The organism is Paraburkholderia sp. CHISQ3 (assembly GCF_030464945.1).
In the GTDB taxonomy this organism is placed as follows: domain Bacteria; phylum Pseudomonadota; class Gammaproteobacteria; order Burkholderiales; family Burkholderiaceae; genus Paraburkholderia; species Paraburkholderia megapolitana.
This window is the reverse complement of the sequence record NZ_JALPRG010000005.1, coordinates 504,079-525,217: the sequence shown is the minus strand read 5'-3', so window position 1 is coordinate 525,217 and position 21,139 is coordinate 504,079. Positions and strand designations below refer to the sequence as shown.

14 protein-coding genes are annotated in these 21,139 nt (G+C 57.8%); 12 read left to right on the top strand and 2 right to left on the bottom strand.

The window, feature by feature from the left end; genetic code table 11:
- Positions 1–83: 83 nt before the first annotated feature.
- The 12 genes from ltrA to M0D65_RS14900 all read left to right on the top strand — a co-directional run bounded on the left by ltrA (position 84) and on the right by M0D65_RS14900 (position 18,838).
- Entirely contained in the window at positions 84–1,328 is a 1,245-nt protein-coding gene (gene ltrA, locus M0D65_RS14955; RefSeq protein ID WP_266253368.1) for a group II intron reverse transcriptase/maturase, read from the top strand.
- Positions 1,329–2,802: 1,474 nt separating this feature from the next.
- Complete coding sequence (locus M0D65_RS14950; RefSeq protein WP_266253367.1) at positions 2,803–3,186, top strand: helix-turn-helix domain-containing protein; 384 nt, start codon at positions 2,803–2,805, stop codon at positions 3,184–3,186.
- Between the two features lie 219 nt (positions 3,187–3,405).
- Positions 3,406–4,719, top strand: a complete 1,314-nt coding sequence (locus tag M0D65_RS14945; RefSeq protein WP_266253366.1) for a hypothetical protein — start codon at positions 3,406–3,408, stop codon at positions 4,717–4,719.
- Between the two features lie 1,072 nt (positions 4,720–5,791).
- On the top strand, positions 5,792–6,766 hold the full coding sequence (locus M0D65_RS14940) for a hypothetical protein (protein ID WP_266253365.1): 975 nt from the start codon (positions 5,792–5,794) through the stop codon (positions 6,764–6,766).
- A gap of 2 nt (positions 6,767–6,768) precedes the next feature.
- A complete protein-coding gene (locus tag M0D65_RS14935; protein ID WP_266253364.1) occupies positions 6,769–8,817 on the top strand; it encodes a hypothetical protein in 2,049 nt (682 codons plus the stop codon).
- Positions 8,817–10,175 carry an ATP-binding protein gene (locus M0D65_RS14930; RefSeq protein ID WP_266253363.1) on the top strand — a complete coding sequence of 453 codons (1,359 nt, stop codon included), beginning with the start codon at positions 8,817–8,819 and terminating at the stop codon, positions 10,173–10,175. Before M0D65_RS14935 ends, M0D65_RS14930 begins: the two co-directional genes overlap by 1 nt.
- Positions 10,176–10,259: 84 nt before the next feature.
- Positions 10,260–11,246, top strand: a complete 987-nt coding sequence (locus M0D65_RS14925; protein WP_266253362.1) for a TnsD family Tn7-like transposition protein — start codon at positions 10,260–10,262, stop codon at positions 11,244–11,246.
- A gap of 311 nt (positions 11,247–11,557) precedes the next feature.
- On the top strand, positions 11,558–12,262 hold the full coding sequence (locus tag M0D65_RS14920; RefSeq protein WP_266253361.1) for an SDR family NAD(P)-dependent oxidoreductase: 705 nt from the start codon (positions 11,558–11,560) through the stop codon (positions 12,260–12,262).
- 327 nt (positions 12,263–12,589) lie between these two features.
- A complete protein-coding gene (locus M0D65_RS14915) occupies positions 12,590–13,693 on the top strand; it encodes a porin (protein WP_266253360.1) in 1,104 nt (367 codons plus the stop codon).
- Positions 13,694–13,798: 105 nt separating this feature from the next.
- Entirely contained in the window at positions 13,799–16,252 is a 2,454-nt protein-coding gene (locus M0D65_RS14910; protein ID WP_266253359.1) for a glucose/quinate/shikimate family membrane-bound PQQ-dependent dehydrogenase, read from the top strand.
- Positions 16,252–17,316 carry a porin gene (locus tag M0D65_RS14905; RefSeq protein WP_266253358.1) on the top strand — a complete coding sequence of 355 codons (1,065 nt, stop codon included), beginning with the start codon at positions 16,252–16,254 and terminating at the stop codon, positions 17,314–17,316. Before M0D65_RS14910 ends, M0D65_RS14905 begins: the two co-directional genes overlap by 1 nt.
- A gap of 259 nt (positions 17,317–17,575) precedes the next feature.
- Positions 17,576–18,838 carry a multidrug effflux MFS transporter gene (locus M0D65_RS14900; RefSeq protein WP_266253356.1) on the top strand — a complete coding sequence of 421 codons (1,263 nt, stop codon included), beginning with the start codon at positions 17,576–17,578 and terminating at the stop codon, positions 18,836–18,838.
- A 53-nt stretch (positions 18,839–18,891) separates the two neighbouring features.
- Here M0D65_RS14900 and M0D65_RS14895 read toward each other — a convergent pair whose 3' ends face one another.
- Together M0D65_RS14895 and M0D65_RS14890 are read right to left on the bottom strand one after the other, a co-directional pair.
- On the bottom strand, positions 18,892–19,401 hold the full coding sequence (locus tag M0D65_RS14895; protein ID WP_266253355.1) for a DoxX family protein: 510 nt from the start codon (positions 19,399–19,401) through the stop codon (positions 18,892–18,894).
- Between the two features lie 508 nt (positions 19,402–19,909).
- Complete coding sequence (locus M0D65_RS14890; RefSeq protein WP_091008570.1) at positions 19,910–20,716, bottom strand: hypothetical protein; 807 nt, start codon at positions 20,714–20,716, stop codon at positions 19,910–19,912.
- Positions 20,717–21,139 lie beyond the last annotated feature (423 nt).

Here is a 21,139-nt window from a genome sequence, read left to right as displayed (position 1 = left end):
AGCCTTTGTAATGAGGGCGGAGCGAAGGGGTAGCGTTATCCTGTTGACGAAGGTCGCCAACCTGCATTGCGGGGATGAGTGACATGACATCAACAAAACCGTACAGCATTGCGAAGCGCACAGTGTGGGAGGCTTTCCAGTTAGTAAAGGCCAACCGCGGCACTGCTGGCGTGGACGATGAGACTATCGCCATGTTCGAGCAGAATCTTTCGGGAAATCTGTACAAGCTGTGGAACCGGATGTCATCGGGGTCGTACTTCCCACCACCGGTGAAGCAGGTTGAAATTCCGAAGGCCAAGGGAGGCACGAGAAAACTGGGTATCCCCACGGTGTCTGATCGAATTGCTCAAACTGTGGTCAAGCTCATGATCGAACCGACACTCGATCCGATATTCCATGAGGATTCGTATGGGTATCGGCCGGGCAAGTCGGCAAAGCAGGCGATTGCCGTGACGCGCAAGCGTTGCTGGCAGTACGACTGGGTTGTTGAGTTTGATATCAAGGCGGCGTTCGATCAGATCGACCATGCGTTGTTGATGAAGGCGGTGCGAAGCCACATCAAGGACGACTGGATCCTGTTGTACATCGAGCGGTGGCTGACTGCGCCGTTCGAGACTGCGGATGGGGCAAGTTTGTCTCGAGCGCGGGGTACACCACAGGGCGGAGTGGTCAGTCCGATCTTGATGAATCTGTTCATGCACTATGCGTTCGACAGCTGGATGAAGCGGACTTACCCACATTCTCCTTTTGCCCGCTACGCCGACGACGCGGTGGTTCACTGCCGCACACAGGCGCAAGCGGAAACCGTGATGCGTGCAATCGCTGCGCGGTTGGAAGAATGTGGTCTTACGATGCATCCGGAGAAGTCGAAAATCGTATATTGCAAGGACGGTAAGCGTACGGGCACTTATCCGAACGTGCAGTTTACGTTCCCCGGTTTTACCTTCAGACCGAGAGCGGCATCGAACAGGCACCACCGACGATTCACCGGCTTTCTGCCGGCGGTGAGCAGCGATGCGTTAAAGCGGATGAGACAGACCGTGCGGAGTTGGCGTATGCATCGAATGACTTCGGCCACGCTTGACGAGCTTGCACAGCAGTACAACACGACGATACAGGGATGGTGGAACTACTACGGGGCGTTCTATAAGACGGCAATGCACGACCTCTTCGACTACCTCGATCTACGGCTAATGCAGTGGGCTCGACGAAAGTACAAGAGGTTGCGGCAGCACAAGCGGCGTAGTGATGCATGGCTACGCAAGATGGCAGCCGCCTACCCCAGACTGTTTGTCCACTGGCGTGTTATCGGCGTGGCGGTTGGATAACTGGAGCCGTATGAGACGAGAGTCTCACGTACGGTTCTGCGAGAGGCTCGGGGTGTAATTCCCCGGGCCTACTCACCATTCGTGATTATCCGAATCTTCGTATAGTCACGAATCCCGGCCATGCCTCGTTTAGCGCCTTCAATCATATTGCGGATCACAACCTGTTCGCCATGGTTAAAGGCGAGCGAACTAACGATAGTTTAATCGGTGGATCGTTTGCAGTTGTCGCGAATACATGGCCGCCGCCCAGCGATATGTCCTATAGGCCAACGCACGCCGCTTTGATGCGAGGTAGTTCCTTGACCGAATCGACGACGGTCCAGATGTCCTTGATCCGTATTGACGGAACGAGGCGTCCTTTTTTGCCGCCGCTCTCACCGAAACCAAGGGAGCCGAACGTGGCGGCCGCATAGCCTGGGCCTCGGCGAAGCGAGGGAGCAGCGGGTTCTAGAATGCCACAAAACCCGTGACACAGGGCAATGAAAGGGACACGAGCCTGCGCGTTAGGCCGGCGCAGGTGCCATGCAACATCGCTAGCTGTTCGATGTGTCGTGGTTTCCACGTGATCGAGAAGTAGCGGTGGGTGAGGTCGAGGTCAATGCCGAGCATATTCGCGCTCACTCCAGATCGTCGGTTTTGAAAAGAAGGGCGATTGCATATCGAGGGAAGTCAGTCGAGGACCTTCCTTGTGTCTCGCATCGCTGGGATCGCCGACTGGAATAGAGGGAAGCGACCCTTGACGGAAGTGGCCAAGTTGTGACGGGCGGGCGTTCTTATGGGCCTATTAAGATAAGTATCAATATCACAATAGCGTGGTCTTTTTGCCGAACCCATGGCCATGAAAACGCGCCTGGGTTTGCAGAAACTCAGCCTTCCGGTGCAGAGACATTGTGGCCCGTCTCAAAGGTCAGTGCGCGCTCAAACTGTGCTGAAGGCCCATCCTGGAAACGAAACCGAGAACACGGCTTCATCTCGCCGCGGTGGGTCGAATACGACAACTCCTCTGCTGCATCTATCTCGCACCAGATGCAAGTCGCGAGTCACCAGACACAGCTGGACTTCCTGCGGGTCGACATGACGATCCAGCACGTGGACCGAATACATGCCGGGCGCCCATTGCGGCGCCGTTTCAAGTAGTGCTTCTGGGCCGCAGATGAGTCAACCGTCCATGCCCTGATCCTGCTGGTTGCACGTCGTCAGCACCAGAAAGCTAACAATTTCGGTGGTCCATCCCACGCGGCACCACTCATGACAGGGCTGCGCGAATGCCCTCCTGGCCAGGCGAAATTCCGCCTGGGAGGAGTCAGTCATTGGCATCTGAGGGCCTCGTCGAGTCCAGAAACATATAAGGAAATGCACAATCAACGGGTATGGAATCAACGTATTACGTTGTTACTCAACATGACGTGATGTTACGCAATCCGCCAGGTCAGGCGAGCATGTGTGTTGACCAACAACAAGGCATGTTGACCCGGTGGCTCCCTCCGCAGAAAAGAAACTGGCCCGGCAGATCGGCGATGCGCTGGCTCGCGAGCGCGCCCGGCGCGGTTACACCCAGGAACAGGTCGCTGATCGTCTCGACGTTACAGTCGAAACGATCAGCCGGTTCGAGCGGGGCGCGGTGTTGCCTACGTTGACGCGGCTGGTCGAACTCGCCAACGTCTATGCGGTGTCCGTCAGTGACCTGCTGCGACGCGGGTCAACCCGTCCGACGGACGTGGCCGAGGAACTGGCCCACGTGTTGAGTCTCCTGACTGACGCAGACCGGGTCTTCGTACGCGAGTGGGTGACGCAATTGTGTGAGCGCCTGCAGGCCGCACCGCTGGCTTCCTCGCCCCGGAAGCTGCGAACACGTTAGCTGGCGTCCCCATCTGCGCTCTTCGTGCCCTGTCCGCTGGCGGTGTCGACCGTGATGACTCGCGTCACCACTCCGGATTGAACCTTGAAACAAGTCAGCGCCTCCTGGTGGTCCGTGCCCTGAGAGTTTTAGATTGGGACTGTTTCCAAGACTGATGTAGTTCGGACTGCGCAGGATCATCCGTCTGGGTTGGCTGACAGGTAAGTGGAGGTCGCTGCAATGGCGAAGAACCCGATGATTCAGGTTTTACCTATGCTCGACGAACTTGCGGCGGGACATCAGGGCAGGATCGGGTGGATCAACGGGAGCCGCAATCAGGATGACATTTCGAACCTGATCCGCAGCGCTGTGATAGCGCGTGGATTTGATCCGGGCAGTATGTCGCGACTCGGCCAGCTGGCACTTATCTCGGATATGGCCCATCGTGAGTACGTCCAGAAACATTCCATGGGGGCCAGCATTGATGTTGTTTCTTATGACGGGGATCACTCGTTTTATGACACCGGATTGCCGTCGAGTGCCCGACCGGGAATGCCCCCTGACAGGAAGGACGTGTGCTGTTGCATTCAATGCATTGAGAATGACCTGCGAGAGTTTAATTTTTCGTGGTATCGGCGACGCCATCATCTGGCCGGCGTGGACTGGTGCCTCATCCATGGTGCAAGGTTGTGGGTGGTTGACGCCGATGCCCCCTTTGTCTACGCGCCCCATGTATGGCTCGGGAAAAGTAGGCTCACGCCACTCTGGGTCGTAATCGAGAGACTACCGGACAGGGGGTTCCTGCGGCGGTTCGCAGAGACTTCCTGGTTACTGTTGCAGCGAGAGCATCGATTCTCGTGGAGCAGCATGCACGGCACACTTGCGCAACAGGCGGTGAACCTGGGTTTGCGTCTGATCTATCATGGCAACAGGCCGCTCATCAGTGACTGTCTGTCGATGCAGGCTGACCACGAATGGCTAAAAGAGCATTTGCCCGAGTGGACCCAGAAAAAGCCCTTTTCGTTCTTTTCCCCTGTCGATATAAACATTACCGCGAAAAGGCTGGCAGACACCGGCATAACGTACGCGATGAGAATGGCGGTGTTATATCAGACAGCCGGGGCGGCAATGTGGGATGTCTCCGTAGCTGAGGCAGATCACCGATATTCGGGGCTTGATACCGAAGAGCAACGGAGAGGGGGCAATAGCGATCTCCGTATACGATACTGGAACGATGTGTGCGCGAGGCAGTTCCCGCAGGCAGATGCCCAGGTGACTATCCTTGCGAGGCGGACGGGCTTCCATTTCGACGCAGTCGATCAAGCACTGAAAAGATTCGGCTTACCCAACCAGCAGGAGCGCGAGGTATCAGATACGTGGGCGGTATTGATCCGGTTCTGCTTTGGAGAGCGTCTCGGAGCAGCATGCGCGCGCGAGCACGTGAACAGAGAGGACGTCAAAAGACTGTTACGAAACTGTCCTGGTCGCGTTTTGCAGACGATCAGGATAGTAAGAAGGGAGCATCGGGAGAGAACAGATCCTGCGGGAAAGTGAACACGCTGGATGCCCGTATGACATGGCACACAATCCTGTTTCTCGCGTCACCATACGCGCGATTCAGGTAGGGGCAAAAGGCTGGCATTTCGCCTCTATCCTCTTCCGGCGAGCTTGCAGATGCATACCTCGACATTGTCACCATCGATATCAATGTCCGAAAACCAGGCCGGAAACAGGTTGAGACTGGTCTTGCCCACAGGTATGTGGCGACCCCAGTCTGTGCATAAGCCTTGACGGGTCCGGCCGCCGGTCGATCTGGCAAAATATTGGGCTTGCTGCCTGCGAGTTTCAAAACTTGAGGGCTCGCCTGGCCCGGAAACTTCCACGTAAAAACTCCATGGTCGCCGGCGCGCACTATACTCCATCGGACAGGGCCGGGCGACGCTTGAGTTGCGATGCTGGTAGACGATAACCGTACACCCGCATCAGAGAACTCACCTCGCAACTGTTCCTGCAGATTAGCTTGCAGAAACCCAACGCGGTGCATTGCCCTTGTACCCGATCGCATCCGCCTTCTGTTGTGGACATTCAGCGCTTCTGATTATCCAGCAGGAGCCACAAGATCCGGAAGTACGATGGATTGTATCGGCATACGGTGCATCGGCCGAAGTGGTTGCCCGGGCAGGTATATCCGTCCTATGGGGCGCTGTAGTCGGGCGTAAAGGTCTGGACTCCGGCGCCACATTTTTCATAATGTGGGTATAGCCAGCCTTACGGCGATATCGTGCTGGCAGGAAAACCGACACTCGGCAACCAGCACGCGACGACACCTCTGCGCGTCTCTTGCGCGTTTGTGCCACAAGTCGAGAGTTGGTAGCGAGGCAACGGCAACGTAAATGGACGTGAACCTACGCCGGGCGTTGAACGGCTCTGGAAGGAGATAGCCGATTCGTGAAACTTTGATCCAGTATTGAGGATATGCAAGCAAAAACGCCAGCCTGGCAGCTGGCGTTTCGTCTGACTTGTGGAAAGGCGTGTTACGTACTGCGGACTGGAATTCACAGTGTGTAACGCGGATTGCCACCGGTCAAGGTTTTTCTCGCGCCTGAAAAAGGACGTGGAGGACGGCATGGCATCCAGACGGATGAGCGAGGCACGGCTTCGAACCATACATGATCGTCAATGGAGTGACCGGTGGGGCGCGGAGTACCGGGCGTCGGTCTGGGCTACACCTCAGGAGGCGCCAGGGTGGAGCTATGCCACCATACTGCGTCCTAAAAAGCTCGGCGGTCGCGAATTCCATAGCCTGAACAGACCAGAGACGTTCGCCGCAATCCTTGCCTTGCACTATGAATATCTATGGGATCTTCATGAGCAGAGGGTACTGTTTCCCGAGCCTCGCGCCCATTTCCTGCTGGATCACCCACGTGCACCTGTCGGCAACCTGAGTCATATCGCGGGAACGATTGATGTCGCGTCGCGCCTGGGGATTCTGTCTGCACATCCCAGGATATACGTCAAAACATCTGATCCAGGAAATCCACAGATTGTCGTGCCGTTCCCGCTTATTGGTGACCTGCTGCTCTATCTTGAGGATCCGGTGGGCATTTACGCGCTTAACTGGACGATAACCGACAAACTGAATGATTTTCGTGGGCGAGGGCGACGCCCAGGACAGCTTCGTTCAGGAGGAGAGCATCTCACGTCAAAGGATAGGCAGCTGATTGAGAAGATCTACTATGAGGACGCGGGTATCAGAACCCAGACCGTGGCTGGCGATGCGATCGATTTCGAGCTCCGGTGCAACCTCCGGGATTTATTCCTGGAACAGATGGAGACTGTCAGCCTGCCGTTCGAACTGAGAATCGAAATCCTGTCCATGTTCCGGACCGCCGTAGGAAGCGGAGTAGTGGCCCATGACGTGGTACGCGAGGTGGCTGCCAGATTCCACATCACTGATCGGGTTGCCGTTACGCTCCTGAAGCAGGGGATCTGGAATCGCCAGATACGGGTAGATCTGTTCCGGCCGGTCCTGATGGACAAGCCACTTCGTTCCGAAATATGCGATGTATTCGAACGGTATCGTGACTGGTTCAGGAGGTAAGCATGCATATCGGAACCCAACTGCAGGCTCCCGATGGATTCCACTCGCTATCGAAATCCATACGTTACTACTTTGCCGGTAGAAGAAGTCACGACCGGGCAGCGCTGCTGGTCTGGTTTGAGAAAGCGCGCAAGCAGCGACGCGTCAGGTGCATATGGCTCGGTGAATGCGAGTTCGAACGTGCACTGCTAGACGATCCGCCCGGTCTCGTGCATGAGAAAAGGCAGTACACACTTCCTGAATGGCTAAAGGACCAGGAGGGCGTGTCGTTCGAGGAAATCGAGGAACTGCGCTACAAAAATAAGAAGGAGACCTACCGGCAGCAGGTCGAGAGAGCTTACACTCACATCAGTGAGGCCGTCGCGAACGCGGAGAAGATTCTGTCCTCCGACAATCCATTAAAAGCGCTGTCCAGCTACAACGCGAAAAACGGGAAAGGCGTACACCTGCACAGGATGCAGGTATGGTTTTTCTCCTTCATTCTGCACGGGAGAAATATATGGGCCCTGAAGCGATCGGGCGGTCTGACAGGGCGATGGGATCGAGCTGACGCATCGCACACGAACAGAAAACTTGGCCGCCCTTCGTTGTCCGATGGGTCGATGTACGGATGGCCATCCGGGCCGATGCAGGAGAAAATCCGGACAAGCTATCTGCGCTTTTGTGGCCTTGGTGTAACGATGGCCGACATCCACCGGAAGGCGCTGGCGGACGTTTTTGGAACCAAGGTAAGGAAGCTGGAAAGCGGAAGATTGCAGCTTTATCACCCGGAGAACGAGCCATTTCCAAGCTATGGGCAATTCCGATACCGGGTAGTCCGCAAATTTGGAGTTGACGATATAAGAAATACCGTTTGGGGGTACCCACGCGTCCGTCTAAATGCAAAGCAGAACAAGGGTAACTTTACGCGACCGTATGCAAATCTACTGGAGAGTGTCGCGGTAGACGCATTCCACGTCGCGGAGCGCCCGCGGGCATTCCGGTCGGATGCTCCAATGTCTCCGCTGATTGTGGCGCGTGGCATCTGTGAAACTTCAGGCGCGGTTGTAGGCGTTGGATTTTCGTTGGGCGCGGAAACAGCTGAGGCCTACAGGTCGATGCTGTTCTGCATGGCCATACCGAAGAAGTACTATGCGCGGCTGATCGGGGTGCCGCCCGACGATCTTGACTGGATTGCGGAAGGGCTACCACCAAGCTTCATGTCGGATCGCGGGCCAGGTGGAACCAAAGACCTGGTGACGGAACTGGAACTGGCATTTCCCATCAAGACGATCATCCCATCCTACTCGGGGCAGTCGAACGCGGTTGCTGAAGCCAGTCATCCAAGGACGATCAACCTGGAAGGTGCTCCGTCGTTCCTGCAAAGTGATCTCGACGTGGCGGAAACGATCAAGCGCGAGGTTTATCGTGCCTGCCGGGACAACCATACAAGCGACATATCATCCCGGCTTAGTAATGAGGCGGTCCATGTATTTCTTCAACGAGGTTGGCCAGCAACGCCACATTGCTACTGGAAATACCTGGAAGAGCGTCTCCGGACATCCGGTCACGCGATTTCTGTGGAGCAGGCGGTCAGGGCATTCTGTACGCCCGTGTCACTGAAAGTGGATTGCCATGGGGTGAACTACAAAGGAACCTGGTACAACTCGGATGAATTCAAGGCTACTAGGATTCAGACCCAGGTAGCGGGTCTGGCAGATGTCACATTGTCGGGATTCATCCTGTCAATGATGGTGCGCTACCTCTGGGTAGAAGTGAGGGGGCGATTGATAGAGGTCGAAGCCTTGAGGCGCGTAAGAGAGGATGGGGAGGATCTGTATATACCTCTCTCAAGATTGAATGAATTCGCAGAGGAGCGGCGCGGATTGAGGGCAATGACCCGCGAGAGCACGACCGCCGCTGACGTAGATACCCGTCTAAGATTCGAGGCGGAAACTGGTCACCCGTGGGACGCGGCGCACCGACGTGCCGGCTCGCCCAAAAGGCCGTCAGGAACCACTGCTGAGGAGGCAGACGTTCTTGGCAGGACCGCATCACGACGGAGGGGATAGTGATTTTCAATCCTTGGACTACCAGGTTCGAACATTGCTGGACGGACGAGGAAATTGACCGCGTTGTCGCCGTGCCTGCGTCTCCAGTTAGTCTGGAAGGACGGCCCGCTAACGCCGGTGCCGAGATCCTGCGGGGCGTGCTTGGGAAAATTTTTTTCCCAACTGCTCAAACCCGCGGGAAGCTTCGGCTAATGAACGACATCGCATATAGCCATGCACGATCACATTTCCTGTCGGAAGAAGTTTACATGTATGGTCTTTATGAGCCGAATCCATGGGGGGAGCACGTTTCGCCTGCCGTATGCGTGACAGGACTGGCTGGCATTGGCAAGTCTGCACTTATCAGGGCCTTCAGGACGCTGATTGGGCCAGACACCCTGATCGATGTCGGGGATCACAAGAACATACCGTTGGTGTCAGGTTGGATTTTGACACTAAGAGATGGAACAGAAATGAACCAGTTGCTGCGGCCATGCGTCATGCCGGATTTCCCGCAACCTGATCTGGTCGATTTCCCGGTATCAGTCAAGAGACTCAGCGTTCCCGAACTGCTTTCCCTGGCGCGCCGGCGCTCCTGGCGGGACGGGGTGTGCTGGCTTGCGATTGACGAGTTTCAACACATCACACTGGGCAGCGAGACAAATGCGAAGGCGGCTTCCGTGCTTCTAAAATTTCTGGGAGTCGGACCACAGGTGGTCTATGTTGCTAACTTTAGTCTGTTGCATCGGTTGAAAAAGAGAGGGCAGGAGGATCGTGACCGGTTTCTTCATATGCCAATCGTTGTGTATCCGGAGGCCCGCTCTTCGCCAGACTTTATAGGAATGCTGGTTGAATACACGAAAGCCGCTCCGGAGACATTGTCGTTTGACGTAAATTCGACGCAGGAACTGATTCACGAATGCACGTTCGGTATACCGCGGTCGATAATCTGCCTCCTGATTGTTGCAACCCGCGACCGTCTAGCAAGAGGTAAGCGCGCTCGTATGGACGACGATGATCTGGTCCGCGCGTATCGCTCCGCGGAGTACGCCGCGTGTCGCGAAGATGTTGAGGACCTGTTGCGTCAACAAATTACAGGGAAAATTGTTCGAAGAGATCTATGGTGTCCTTTTTCTGGTCTCGACGATATCGCGAGTTTCACTTCGGCAAAAAAGGCTGTGGAGGGATTCAGGCAGAGAGTTGAAGAAGACTATCTAAGGTCATCTCTAACAGCTGCAGAAGCCGAAGCACTCAGGTCAATTGAGAACAAGCATAGTGAAGAGTCGCCTCCAGACCGGGTAGTACCTTTGAAGAAGCCGAAAATTACGCGAGAATCGCTGCTCGAAGGTAGTGAGAAATTTGACAAGCTTCATCATTAGCAGCGGAGGAACAACCCTTTGTAACTTACCTGATGGGTGTGGCGCAATGAGCACTGTTGTCTGGCTATGGTGTACTGAAAAATCGTGAGTTTTTCTAGTAGCGATCGTTCTGGTGGCGTGACCGTCGCCTCGTGGCTACCCGATGAAACTCTTTTTAGTCTTGCGAGCCGACATCATCTTGTCTCCTGTAACTATCTCGCATCAGAAACTTCCCGCCAGCTGTTTGGGCATCCTCGTTCAAGATCTCGGCCAGATTTTCCGTCCGGGATTGATTTCTTTGTGGATGCCACCGATGGGAGGTTCGGCGCAGCAGTTGACGTGATCTTCAGGCATACGCTATTGCCGTTCTATCTGCCGTTCAATACGCGATTGCATGCCTCACAGGCGATCTCCTCTCTGCGGGGAGATCGCATAGGCTCGCTGAGATTCAGCCTAGGAATGCTTCTGAATCACTTTCACGGCCGCCATCCATTGAAAGCCTGCGATCAATGTGTGAAGGAAGATACCGAGAAATTTTGCGTCGCATACTGGCACCGTATCCATCAGGTACCCGGGGTATGGGTGTGCCCGCATCATCAGAACATACTTGAAGTTTTGTCTGGAACAGATGCGCGAGCTGGATACAACTGGTGTCTTCCACGGAGCGAGGGCTCGACACGTCTTGCCTCACCTCTTCAAATCCAGGATGTAGTCGATCAACTTGGTTGCTTTTCGAAGCTCTCATGCGCGGCACTTCGTATCACTGCACTTGCTCCTCACGTATTCCTCGATGGTGAGCGTCTCGTACGAGCCTATACAACCCAGTTAAGGTCGATGGGACTACAGCGGAAGGGCGGGAAGCTCCGGTTTTCGGATTGCATCACATCGATGTTAAAAAGCGCCTCGACACTGCGCGTTATCCCGGAATTGGCCGCGTTGCCCGCTACGGAGCGCGATGCACATATGTACGTCTCGCAAATATGCAGAAGGCCAGTTGTACGCATGCACCCCTTGCAACATCTCTTTGCGATCGTCTGGTTGTTTAAAGATTGGGAAGATTTCTGGACGGCTTACACAATGAATTTCAGGTGATGGTGCACGACGATCTGCCGCGTGCCACAGCTGCGGCGTCTGCTGACACTTTTACTTTTTTATTCACCGACCGAATTGTCGTTGGAAGAAGAATTGACACTTTCACGAGGATTTTTAGACCCAGTGCTGACGGGGAAAAATAGACACTTTTAATTTCTAACATCAATTGGGTGACAGGCTATTCTGGCGGGGTGTGGAGATTTGGCGTAGGTTCGGACAGTGATGTATGGCTCACCGCGGGGAACATGTAGGACCGGCTCGATGTTGCTGGTTCAATTCCCTCAAGACAATCCTTCTTTGGTGCCCGGAACATGGACAATAGCTCGAATGAAAAAGTCGTCGCCGTAACCGGTGGATTCGGTGCCTTGGGTAGCGCTGTGGGCAAGGTTCTGGCAACGCGTGGCATGCAGGTCGTGCTGCTGGGTCGAGAGGCAGCACCACATCTGTCGGTAGAATCGGGCAACAACCTGAGTGCGATGGGCGGAGTGGATCTGGCTTCACCTGCGCAAACCCGGCAGGCATTTGCGGACATCAAAACCCGCTTCGGTCGTCTGGACGCACTGGTCAATATCGCGGGTGGATTTCGCTGGGAGTTGATCGCCGGAGGAAGTGCAGACACCTGGGATCTGATGTACCAGATGAACGTGAAAACAGTGTTGACGGCATCGGAAGCGGCGATTCCTTTTTTGCTGGAAAACGGTGCGGGACGTATCGTCAATATCAGCGCCATGGCAGCACTCAAGGGTGGCCTTGGAATGGGCGCCTATTCCGCATCGAAAGCCGGAGTGGCACGTCTCACCGAAGCGCTCGCCGAAGAGTTGAAACAGAAGGGGGTAACAGTCAACGCCATCCTGCCGAGCACGATCGACACCGCGAGGAATCGTGCGGACATGCCCGACGCTGATTTCACGCAGTGGGTGAAACCGGAACAGATCGGCTCGATCATCGCCTTCCTGCTTTCTTCGGATGCCGAGGCGATCACCGGCGCATTGCTGCCGGTTACGGGGCGCGGGTAGCTCGAGGTTGCTGTGGAATCGCCGGGACGCAGGGTCGGCACGAATGAGTGAACGACAAGCTGCCCGAGCGATTCGCTCTCCTTGTCGCGCTGCCCACCACTTTCGCGCGACCCATTCAGCAATTGTCACCGCCCTAGTCACAGCGCACATCACGCGCTATATTTACCCGGCGTCATCCGTCCGTCCGATCCGCATTGAATCACGCGTTGCCGCCCGGCATCACGCAGAGCATGCCCGCGATGCTGGATAAATCGCCGCGTTCGCACCAGTCCAGGCAGGGCAAGGTGCGGTGCGGAGAACTAAAGAAGAATTCACCTGGGAGTTGACGTGAAACATCAACTAGGCGCATTCGTTCTACTCGCAACCAGCACCGCCGCATTGGCGCAATCGAGCGTGACGCTCTATGGCCGCGTCGACGGCGGTATCGAATATCTGAATCACATTGCCAACGGCACGGGCGGCAGTTCCAGCCGCTGGAGCGCGGAAGGCGGCGACTGGGGCACGAGCATGCTCGGCTTCAAGGGCACCGAAGACCTGGGTGGCGGCAACACCGCGCTGTTCGACCTCGAAACCGCGCTGCAGATCATGAACGGCACCTCAGGCGGCGGCAGGATGTTCTCGCGCCGCGCCTACGTCGGCTTGAAGAACGAGACGTGGGGCCAGTTACAAGCCGGCCGGAATCTCTTCATCGACAGCGACGGCGTGTGGGAATTCGATCCGTTCGTGCAGCAGGCGGTCTCGTCGGCCTCGCTGGTACGCGGGCGCAACTGGCAACAGACAAGCAACAACGTCGAATATCACAGCCCCGTCTGGCAGGGCGTCGACGTGCAGGGACAATACGCGTTCGGTAACCAGGCGAACGGCTTCAACAATGGCGCCCAGGGCGAGTTCGGTCGCTCGGACGGCATCATGCTCAGCTATCACTCGACGCTCTTCGACCTGCGCGGCATCTACGACGAACTGCGCGATTCGAACGGTCGCCTGTCCAACATCTTCACGGCCTCGCGCGAGTATTTCGCGGGCGCCAACATACGCGTGCAGAAGTTCAAGATCCAGGCCGCCTACACACACTACTCGGCACCCGATTCGCCCGCAGGCGTGGCCGACAGCGCCGATCACTACTGGCTCGGCGCCACCTACCAGGCCACGCCGCATTGGGCCGTGACGGCAGCGGGCTTCTACATCCGTGTGGGCGACGGCGGCGGCGATGCCGCGCACGACCCGGGCAGCCACGCCATGCTCTATGCGCTCGGTACCACCTACAACCTGAGCGCGCGCACGTTCCTGTACGGCACCGTCGCGTACGTGAACAACAGCAAGAACGGCACCTTCTCGGTATTCGCGACGCCGCGCGATTCGAGCTCGCCGACCAGCCCGATTGCCGGCGAATCGCAGACCGGCGCGTACGTCGGGATGATGCACGTGTTCTGACGCAACTGTTTTTCCCGCAACTCCCGCATTTCCGGTATGCCTGTGCTGTTCGCATCGCGTAACAGGCGATGCAAACAGCGTCCTCAAACGAAGGTTGAGATCAACATGCCCAGACAATCGACATCCGCGGGTTTCATCGGCGTCATCACCCTGTTGTTCACCGCGCTAACCGCGCTCTATCTGCTGATAGGCGGCGGATGGCTGCTCTCGCTCGGTGGGTCGGGGTATTACTACATCGTGACCGGCATCCTGCTACTTGGCGTGACGTGGTTGCTGTACCGCCGCCGTCCGGCGGCACTTACGCTCTACGCACTGGTACTCGTCGGCACGGCGATCTGGGCACTGTGGGAGTCGGGTCCCGACTTCTGGGCGCTCGCGCCGCGCTCCGGTGTGCTTGTCCTGTTCGGTGTGTGGTTGCTGCTGCTCGTGAGCTGGCGGCTCGACACGCCGCGCAGGTCCGCCGTGAGTGCGCTGATCGCCTCACTCGTGATCTGGGCAGGCGTGCTGGTCTACGCGAGCTTCAACGATCCGCAGACGGTCAACGGCACATTCAGCACCGCGGCCGGAACGCCCGCGGCGAATCCGAACGGCATCGATCCCGCCGACTGGCCGGCCTATGGACGCACCCAGGAAGGCACGCGCTACTCACCGCTGCAGCAGATCACGCCGGAAAACGCGAAGAACCTGCAGGTGGCCTGGACCTTCCGCACGGGCGACATGAAAGGCCCGAACGATCCGGTCGAGATCACCAATGAAGTCACACCGATCAAGATTGGCGATCTGCTCTATCTGTGTTCGCCGCATCAGATCCTGTTTGCGCTCGACGCGAAGACGGGCGCGTTGAAGTGGAGGTTCGATCCGCAACTGAAGGCGGATCCGTCGTTCCAGCACGTGACCTGCCGCGGTGTGTCGTATGTCGATCTCTCGGCGAGTGTGGCACCAGCACCGGCAGCGGCAGAGCCTGCCGTAGCCGCGAGTGACGCGGCAACAGCGGCCTCGGCAACAACCGCCGCAGCAGCACCATCAGCCAACGGCGCCTGTACGCGCCGCATTTATCTGCCCGTCAACGACGGCCATCTCTACGCGCTCGATGCGCAAACCGGCGAGCGCTGCGCGGGCTTCGCCAGCAACGGCGACCTCGACCTGCAGCACGCACAACCGGTCACGACACCGGGCATGTACGAGCCCACCTCGCCGTCGATCATTACCAGCAAGGTGATCGTCGTGGCGGGTGCTGTGGAGGACAACTTCTCGAACCGCGAACCGTCGGGTGTCATCCGCGGCTACGACGTGCGTACGGGCGAGTTGCTCTGGGCGTTCGATCCGGGCGCGAAGGACCCGAATCACATTCCAGGCCCGGGCGAACACTACACATGGAATTCGCCCAACTCGTGGGCACCCGCGGCCTACGACGCGAAGCTCGACATTGTCTATCTGCCGATGGGTGTAAAGACGCCGGATATCTGGGGCGGCGACCGCACGCCGGAGCTGGAGCAATACGCCACTGGGCTGCTCGCACTCAACGCCTCGACCGGCAAGCTCGCCTGGTTCTACCAGAGCGTGCACCACGATCTGTGGGACATGGACCAGCCGTCGCAGCCCACGGTCGCGGACATCACCGACAAGGATGGCAAAACCGTGCCGGTCGTGTACGCGCCGGCCAAGACCGGTAACCTGTTCGTGCTCGATCGCCGCACCGGTGTGCCGGTCGTGCCGGCACCCGAAACGCCCGTGCCGCAGGGTGCGGCCCCCGGCGACCACGTTGCGCCGACACAGCCGTTCTCACAGCTCACGTATCGTCCGTCGAAGAATCTGACCGATGCCGACATGTGGGGCGCGACGATGTTCGACCAGCTTGTGTGCCGCGTAATGTTCCACCAGCTGCGTTACGAGGGCACGTTCACGCCGCCTTCGCTGCAGGGCACGCTCGTGTTTCCGGGCAACCTTGGCGTGTTCGAGTGGGGCGGTCTTGCGATCGACACCGACCGCCAGATTGCCGTCGCAAACCCGATCGGCTTGCCGTTCGTCTCGCGACTGATTCCACGTGGATCGGGCAACCCGCTGGAACCTGAGCCGGGAGCCAAGGGCAGTGGCACCGAGTCAGGCATCCAGCCGCAGTACGGTGTGCCGTACGGCGTGACGATCAATCCGTTCCTCTCGCCGCTGGGTCTTCCGTGCAAGCAACCGGCGTGGGGCTACATCTCGGCGATCAATCTGAAGACCAATGAGATCGTGTGGAAGAAGCGTATCGGCACGGTGCAGGACAGCTCGCCGATTCCGCTGCCGTTCAAGCTCGGCATGCCGATGCTGGGTGGTCCGATCGTGACGGCGGGCAGCGTCGCGTTTATCGGCGCGACCGCGGACAACTACATTCGCGCGTTCAACGTGAACAACGGCGAGCAGATCTGGGAAGCCCGCCTGCCCGCGGGCGGCCAGGCGACGCCGATGAGCTACTCCATCGACGGTCGCCAGTACGTCGTGATCGCCGCGGGCGGCCACGGTTCGTTCGGCACCAAACTCGGTGACTACGTGATCGCCTACGCGCTGCCGCCGCAGTAATGGGGCGATCGAGCGCGGCGTGCGGCGCTTTCTGGGTATTCCGCCGTCGCGCGCCGCGCGCTTCGGCGGCGCTCGTTGCGCTCGCGGCGCACGCGATGAGCGCACACGCCCAAAGCTCGGTCACGCTCTACGGCGCGTTCGACACCAGCATTGAAATCACCAATCCCGGCGCAGGCTACGTCGCGCGCATGGACTCGGGCGCCTATCGCGGCTCACGCGTAGGCCTGCGCGGCGTCGAGGACATCGGCAACGGCGTCGACATCCTGTTCGAACTGGAAAACGGTTTCGGTTCCGCCGACGGCACCTACGCGGTGAGCAACACGATCTTCAACCGGCAGGCGTGGATCGGCGTGGGCACACCTTATGGCACGGTGCGTATGGGCCGCCAGTACTCACCGATCTATATCCCGTTCAAGGGCGAGCTCGATGCATTCGGGGCGGGCACCATCGCCTCGGGTCTCGACAACCTCTCGAAGATCACGCCCTACGTGAACAACGCGATCACGTATCTGTCGCCCGAATTCCACGGCTTCTCGACCACGCTGATGGCCACGTTACGCGATGCAAGCGACGGCGACGGCAACGGCCTCGCGGGCCACATCGAAACCTTCGCGTATCGCGATGGACCGTTACGCATTTCCTACGCGCACCAGCAGACGCACGGTGTCGGCGCACTACGCGCGAACCTTGGTGGCGTCTCGTACGTCTACGGTCCGGTGACGGGTTTCGTGTCGTTCTTCAACGGCGACGGCGGCACGCCGCGCTATCACAACGACGGCTTGTCGGTGTCGGCGCGCTATGCCGTCGACGCGCACCTGCGTGCCTCGCTCGGCTATACCTGGTTGCGCGACCGCTCGGGCGGCGACAACAATGCCGACCAGTTCAGCGCGGCCTTTGAGTACGACCTGTCGAAGCGCGTATTGCTCTATGCGAGCACCGGTTGGTTGCACAACCGCGGGCAAGGCGAATTCACACTGCGCGGCGTGAATGTCACCGGCCTCACGCCTTCGTGGCCCGGTGCGTCGGTGCGTGGCGTGCAATTGGGGATGATCGACCGTTTCTAGCCCAATGCTCAAGGGCTAACGGAATGGCACATGTACTGTTGATCGTCCATGTTGACGGCGTGTGATAGAGACGTGCCTGTTACGTCACACTGATCATCCGCCACGCTACCGACAGCCTGAACAGTAACCCCAGCGCCAGCCGGGACGTAAGCGCCATCAACGCGATAACAGGCACAATACGCATAGATGGCGCCACATTCGCGTTGCGCTCACCCGCAGCGAACAATGCACGTCCCCCGATCCGCCCCTTCAAGCTGTCATGAACCACACTCTCCCTGAGCACGCGCTTACTCCAGCGCGCACGCCGAATTCGCCGCGCTTCCTGTTATTCCTGATCTGTCTGTTTGCCTCCGCGGGCCAACTCGCAATCGACATTTACGTCCCCGCGCTCCCCGCGATGGCACGTTTCTTCGCGACATCGCCTCAGGCGATCCAGTCGAGCGTGTCCGGCTATATGGCGGCTTACGCGCTCGGCCAGCTTGTCTTCGGGCCAGTAGCCGACGCACACGGCCGCAAGCCTGTGCTTGCTTTCGGACTTGTAATATTCACGATCGGTTGCGTGTTGTCGCTTGCCGCGCCGAATCTGGAGATGTTCCTGCTCGCCCGCTGTCTGCAGGGCTTTGGTATTGCCTCCACCAACCTGCTTGCGAAGGCGATCATCACCGATTCGTTCTCCGGGCAGGCGCTGATTCATGCGTTCACGTACATGGCGATCGCATGGGGGCTCGCGCCGATTGTTGCGCCGGTGATCGGCGCACACCTGCAAACGTTGTTCGGCTGGAAGTCCTGCCTGGTCTTTTTGCTCGTCTATTCGCTGGTGATGTGGGCGTTGGTCTGGCGTTATCGCGAGACCTTGCCGCAGCCGGTACACCTCGCGCCGCGCACATTGTTCACGAACGCGGGCAAGGTACTCTCGAGCCCGGTGTTCCAGAGCTGCTTTCTCGCGCAAGGGCTGTGCTACAGCATCCTGCTGGTGTTCAACATCGTCGGGCCGTTCATGGTGCAGAACACCTTGCACAAGCCGCCGACCTACTTCGCCTATCTCGCGCTCGGCATCGGCTTGATGTATTTCCTGGGCGGCCTGTCGAATCGCGTGCACGGCCCGCGCCTGCCGAGCGCGGAGCAGCGGCTGCATATCGGCGCACGCGTGATGGCGGCCGCGTCGATCGCGATGCTGGTGCTTGCGCTGACGGTCGGTCTGCGCGTCTGGACGCTCGCTACACCGGTGCTCGTGATGGGGTTCTGCGCCGGCGCGATGTATCCGACCCTGATGGCCAAGGGCAATTCGCTGTTCCCGCATATCGCGGGGCTGACGAGCGCGATTCTCGGCTGTGCGCTGTTGCTCGTGTCGTCGGCGATGATGGGGCTGGCCGGTTTCGTGTCGGTGCAGGTATTGACGCCGCTCGCAGGATTCTTCGTGATTCTCGCGCTGACCGTGGTCGGGATGGTGACGAAGCTGTTGCGACATCTCGCGCAACTGCAGTCCGAGTCCGCCGTTTGCCGCAGCGGCGAGGTGGCGTAAGGACATAATCGCGGCGGGCCTGGCTTAGCCCGGAGCGATGCGGCGCGGGCGATTCATTTCCCTCTCGTTACCTTTCGGCCATGTAAAAAACCATCGACCGACAACGGCCCCGAGCCGCCGAATACCAGCGCGACGAGGCAGGCAATGTAGAGCAGGTCCGTTTCATAGCCGGGCCGACCAAACTGCGGGCCCGCGCTGGTCACGGCCATCAACTTGATCGACGTGAACCCGAACGGCAGATGTACCGTGAAAATGGCAACAGCCAGCACGACGATCATCGGCACGACCGCGAGCGGCACGAATGCTCCCGCCAGAATGGCCGTGCCGCCCAGCAGTTCGATGGCAATCGTCGCCCACGCCATGAAGTGCGCGGCCGGAACGCCGAGCGCATGAAGAATCGCGGCGAAGTTCTCGGGGTCCTTGATGATCTTCGCGTAGCCATGCGCAATGAAGCCATATCCGACGATCAGCCGTAACGGCAGCGGCGCCCAGCGCGCGAGGCCCCAGCGGTTGGCCAGTGTGGCGGGATCGGCGAGACGCAACAGGCAACGGACGGTGTTCATGCGCAGGGGACTCCTCGTGAGCAATGGCAAAGAAACTGGGGACGATGCCAGGGCGGTTGCATCGTGCATTCCCATGCCTTTCGTCGGAGCTGGAGGTGTCGTTATTACAGCGAAGCGGGGCTTTTTCTCGACCTGCGTATTTCCAGCGATCATTGCGATCCTACGAAAATAGAGGCGGTCGGAGAAAAATACTAACAGCCGGAACTGGTAGCGAGATTCGATGCGTAAAGCCGAAGATTATTGTTGCAATGCGCGAATGAATAATTGTTTACCGCCGGAGCAAAAGTATTTCAGAGCCCGGACAGCCTTTTTCATTAAGCCTTTCTGGGTGGAATGAAAGGTTTCTTGAAGGTCTTTTTAACGATTGAATACCGCAACAATGACGGCATTTCAGAAGAGCGCAGTAGGGTCGACGCTACTTGCGACGCAACGGGACGACGCGCGGGATGGCGACGATGTGCGGCCCTCTATCGGGCGATCTGCCCTGGGCCCAGGCCTGCTCCTGGCGCTAGGAGGCCGTGCCGAGCATCCATTTGGCAAAGCCATGCCGGCCGCTCAGATTCAGCTTGATGCCTGCACGCTTGAAGTACGTGGCTGCCGTGCTCTCCTGTACGCTGAGCTGGCGGGCGATAGCGGGCAACGTGTTGCCCAGTAGATGCGCGAGGCAGACCTGATACTCCCGGCTCGACAGTACGACGCCCATCTCGTTCAGACGCTCGTCGAAGTTGCGCTGTAACTGCATTGCGTGGTTTTCGGCGGCGCCTGGCACTGCGGTAGTTAATCCGTCGCGTTTCGGTTCGCGAATTCTCCTGCGCGCGTGATATCCGACTGCCGGCAGAATGGCATCGGAAAGTTGTTTCAATACCGATAATTCCTGTAATGAAAAATCGCGCGGTTGTGCTGCCCGGGATAATGAAATGACGTGACGCCGATTATCTTGATGGGAGAGCAGGATGCATTGATAAACGATACCGGAAGAATTGTCGTGAATATCGTGAGACACAGTGCGCGGTTTTAAATGAATCAACTGCGAATCTTCTGAATTAACGATTCTGCTCAATATTGACGATTCAGGTCTGTCTTCGCATGAATGTCCGACGTCGCGGCAGAAGCTAAACTGGTTGGCAGCCGCTCCCCACGTGCCCAGCCGCTGAATCGTGGCCACATTCTTGTTCGTCTTGTCGATAATCCAGTTCGTTGCCTCGGTCACGTCTACTGGCACGTAGTCGTTGATCAGCCTGTGTATGCCCGCCACGAAGTTATCGGTTCCGCTGTCGGTGATCACCTGTCCCATCTTCGCAAAAAAACCGTTCAATTCGAACTCCTCAAAATCTACATGGCAATTTTGCCATCTGGAAAATGACTTCGCTGCTCACTGACTCTTACGCCGATGTATCGACGGTATTGGGGGAATGAGTGTGAGTTATCGAAATGCTTTCGAAGCTTTCATATCGCTATCAGTGAATATCAGGGCATGCGGGCAGGACGACGCCGCGCCGACGATTCGATCTCGGCGCTTCATCTTGTTGTTCGGGGCTTTCAGGAACAGTTACTTGGCATCGACGGGGTAGGTCGTAAGACCCTACCGGATCCAGCGCCGACGAATACGCGGCGATAACATTGATCTTGTGGACCGGGAGTGATGATACGTCAGGTGAGTGGATATTTTCTCATTTAAAATTTTAATCGATTACTATAAATAACCTAATGACAACTCATTTCGCAAGTTCCAAAAATT

Bases quoted from the DNA above. Each gene is read 5' to 3' on its own strand.
- M0D65_RS14905 (WP_266253358.1), top strand. From the start codon at position 16,252: ATGGGGCGATCGAGCGCGGCGTGCGGCGCTTTCTGGGTATTCCGCCGT.
- M0D65_RS14920 (WP_266253361.1), top strand. From the start codon at position 11,558: ATGGACAATAGCTCGAATGAAAAAGTCGTCGCCGTAACCGGTGGATTC.
- M0D65_RS14935 (WP_266253364.1), top strand. From the start codon at position 6,769: ATGCATATCGGAACCCAACTGCAGGCTCCCGATGGATTCCACTCGCTA.
- M0D65_RS14910 (WP_266253359.1), top strand. From the start codon at position 13,799: ATGCCCAGACAATCGACATCCGCGGGTTTCATCGGCGTCATCACCCTG.
- M0D65_RS14945 (WP_266253366.1), top strand. From the start codon at position 3,406: ATGGCGAAGAACCCGATGATTCAGGTTTTACCTATGCTCGACGAACTT.
- M0D65_RS14895 (WP_266253355.1), bottom strand. From the start codon at position 19,401: ATGAACACCGTCCGTTGCCTGTTGCGTCTCGCCGATCCCGCCACACTG.
- ltrA (WP_266253368.1), top strand. From the start codon at position 84: ATGACATCAACAAAACCGTACAGCATTGCGAAGCGCACAGTGTGGGAG.
- M0D65_RS14900 (WP_266253356.1), top strand. From the start codon at position 17,576: ATGAACCACACTCTCCCTGAGCACGCGCTTACTCCAGCGCGCACGCCG.
- M0D65_RS14940 (WP_266253365.1), top strand. From the start codon at position 5,792: ATGGCATCCAGACGGATGAGCGAGGCACGGCTTCGAACCATACATGAT.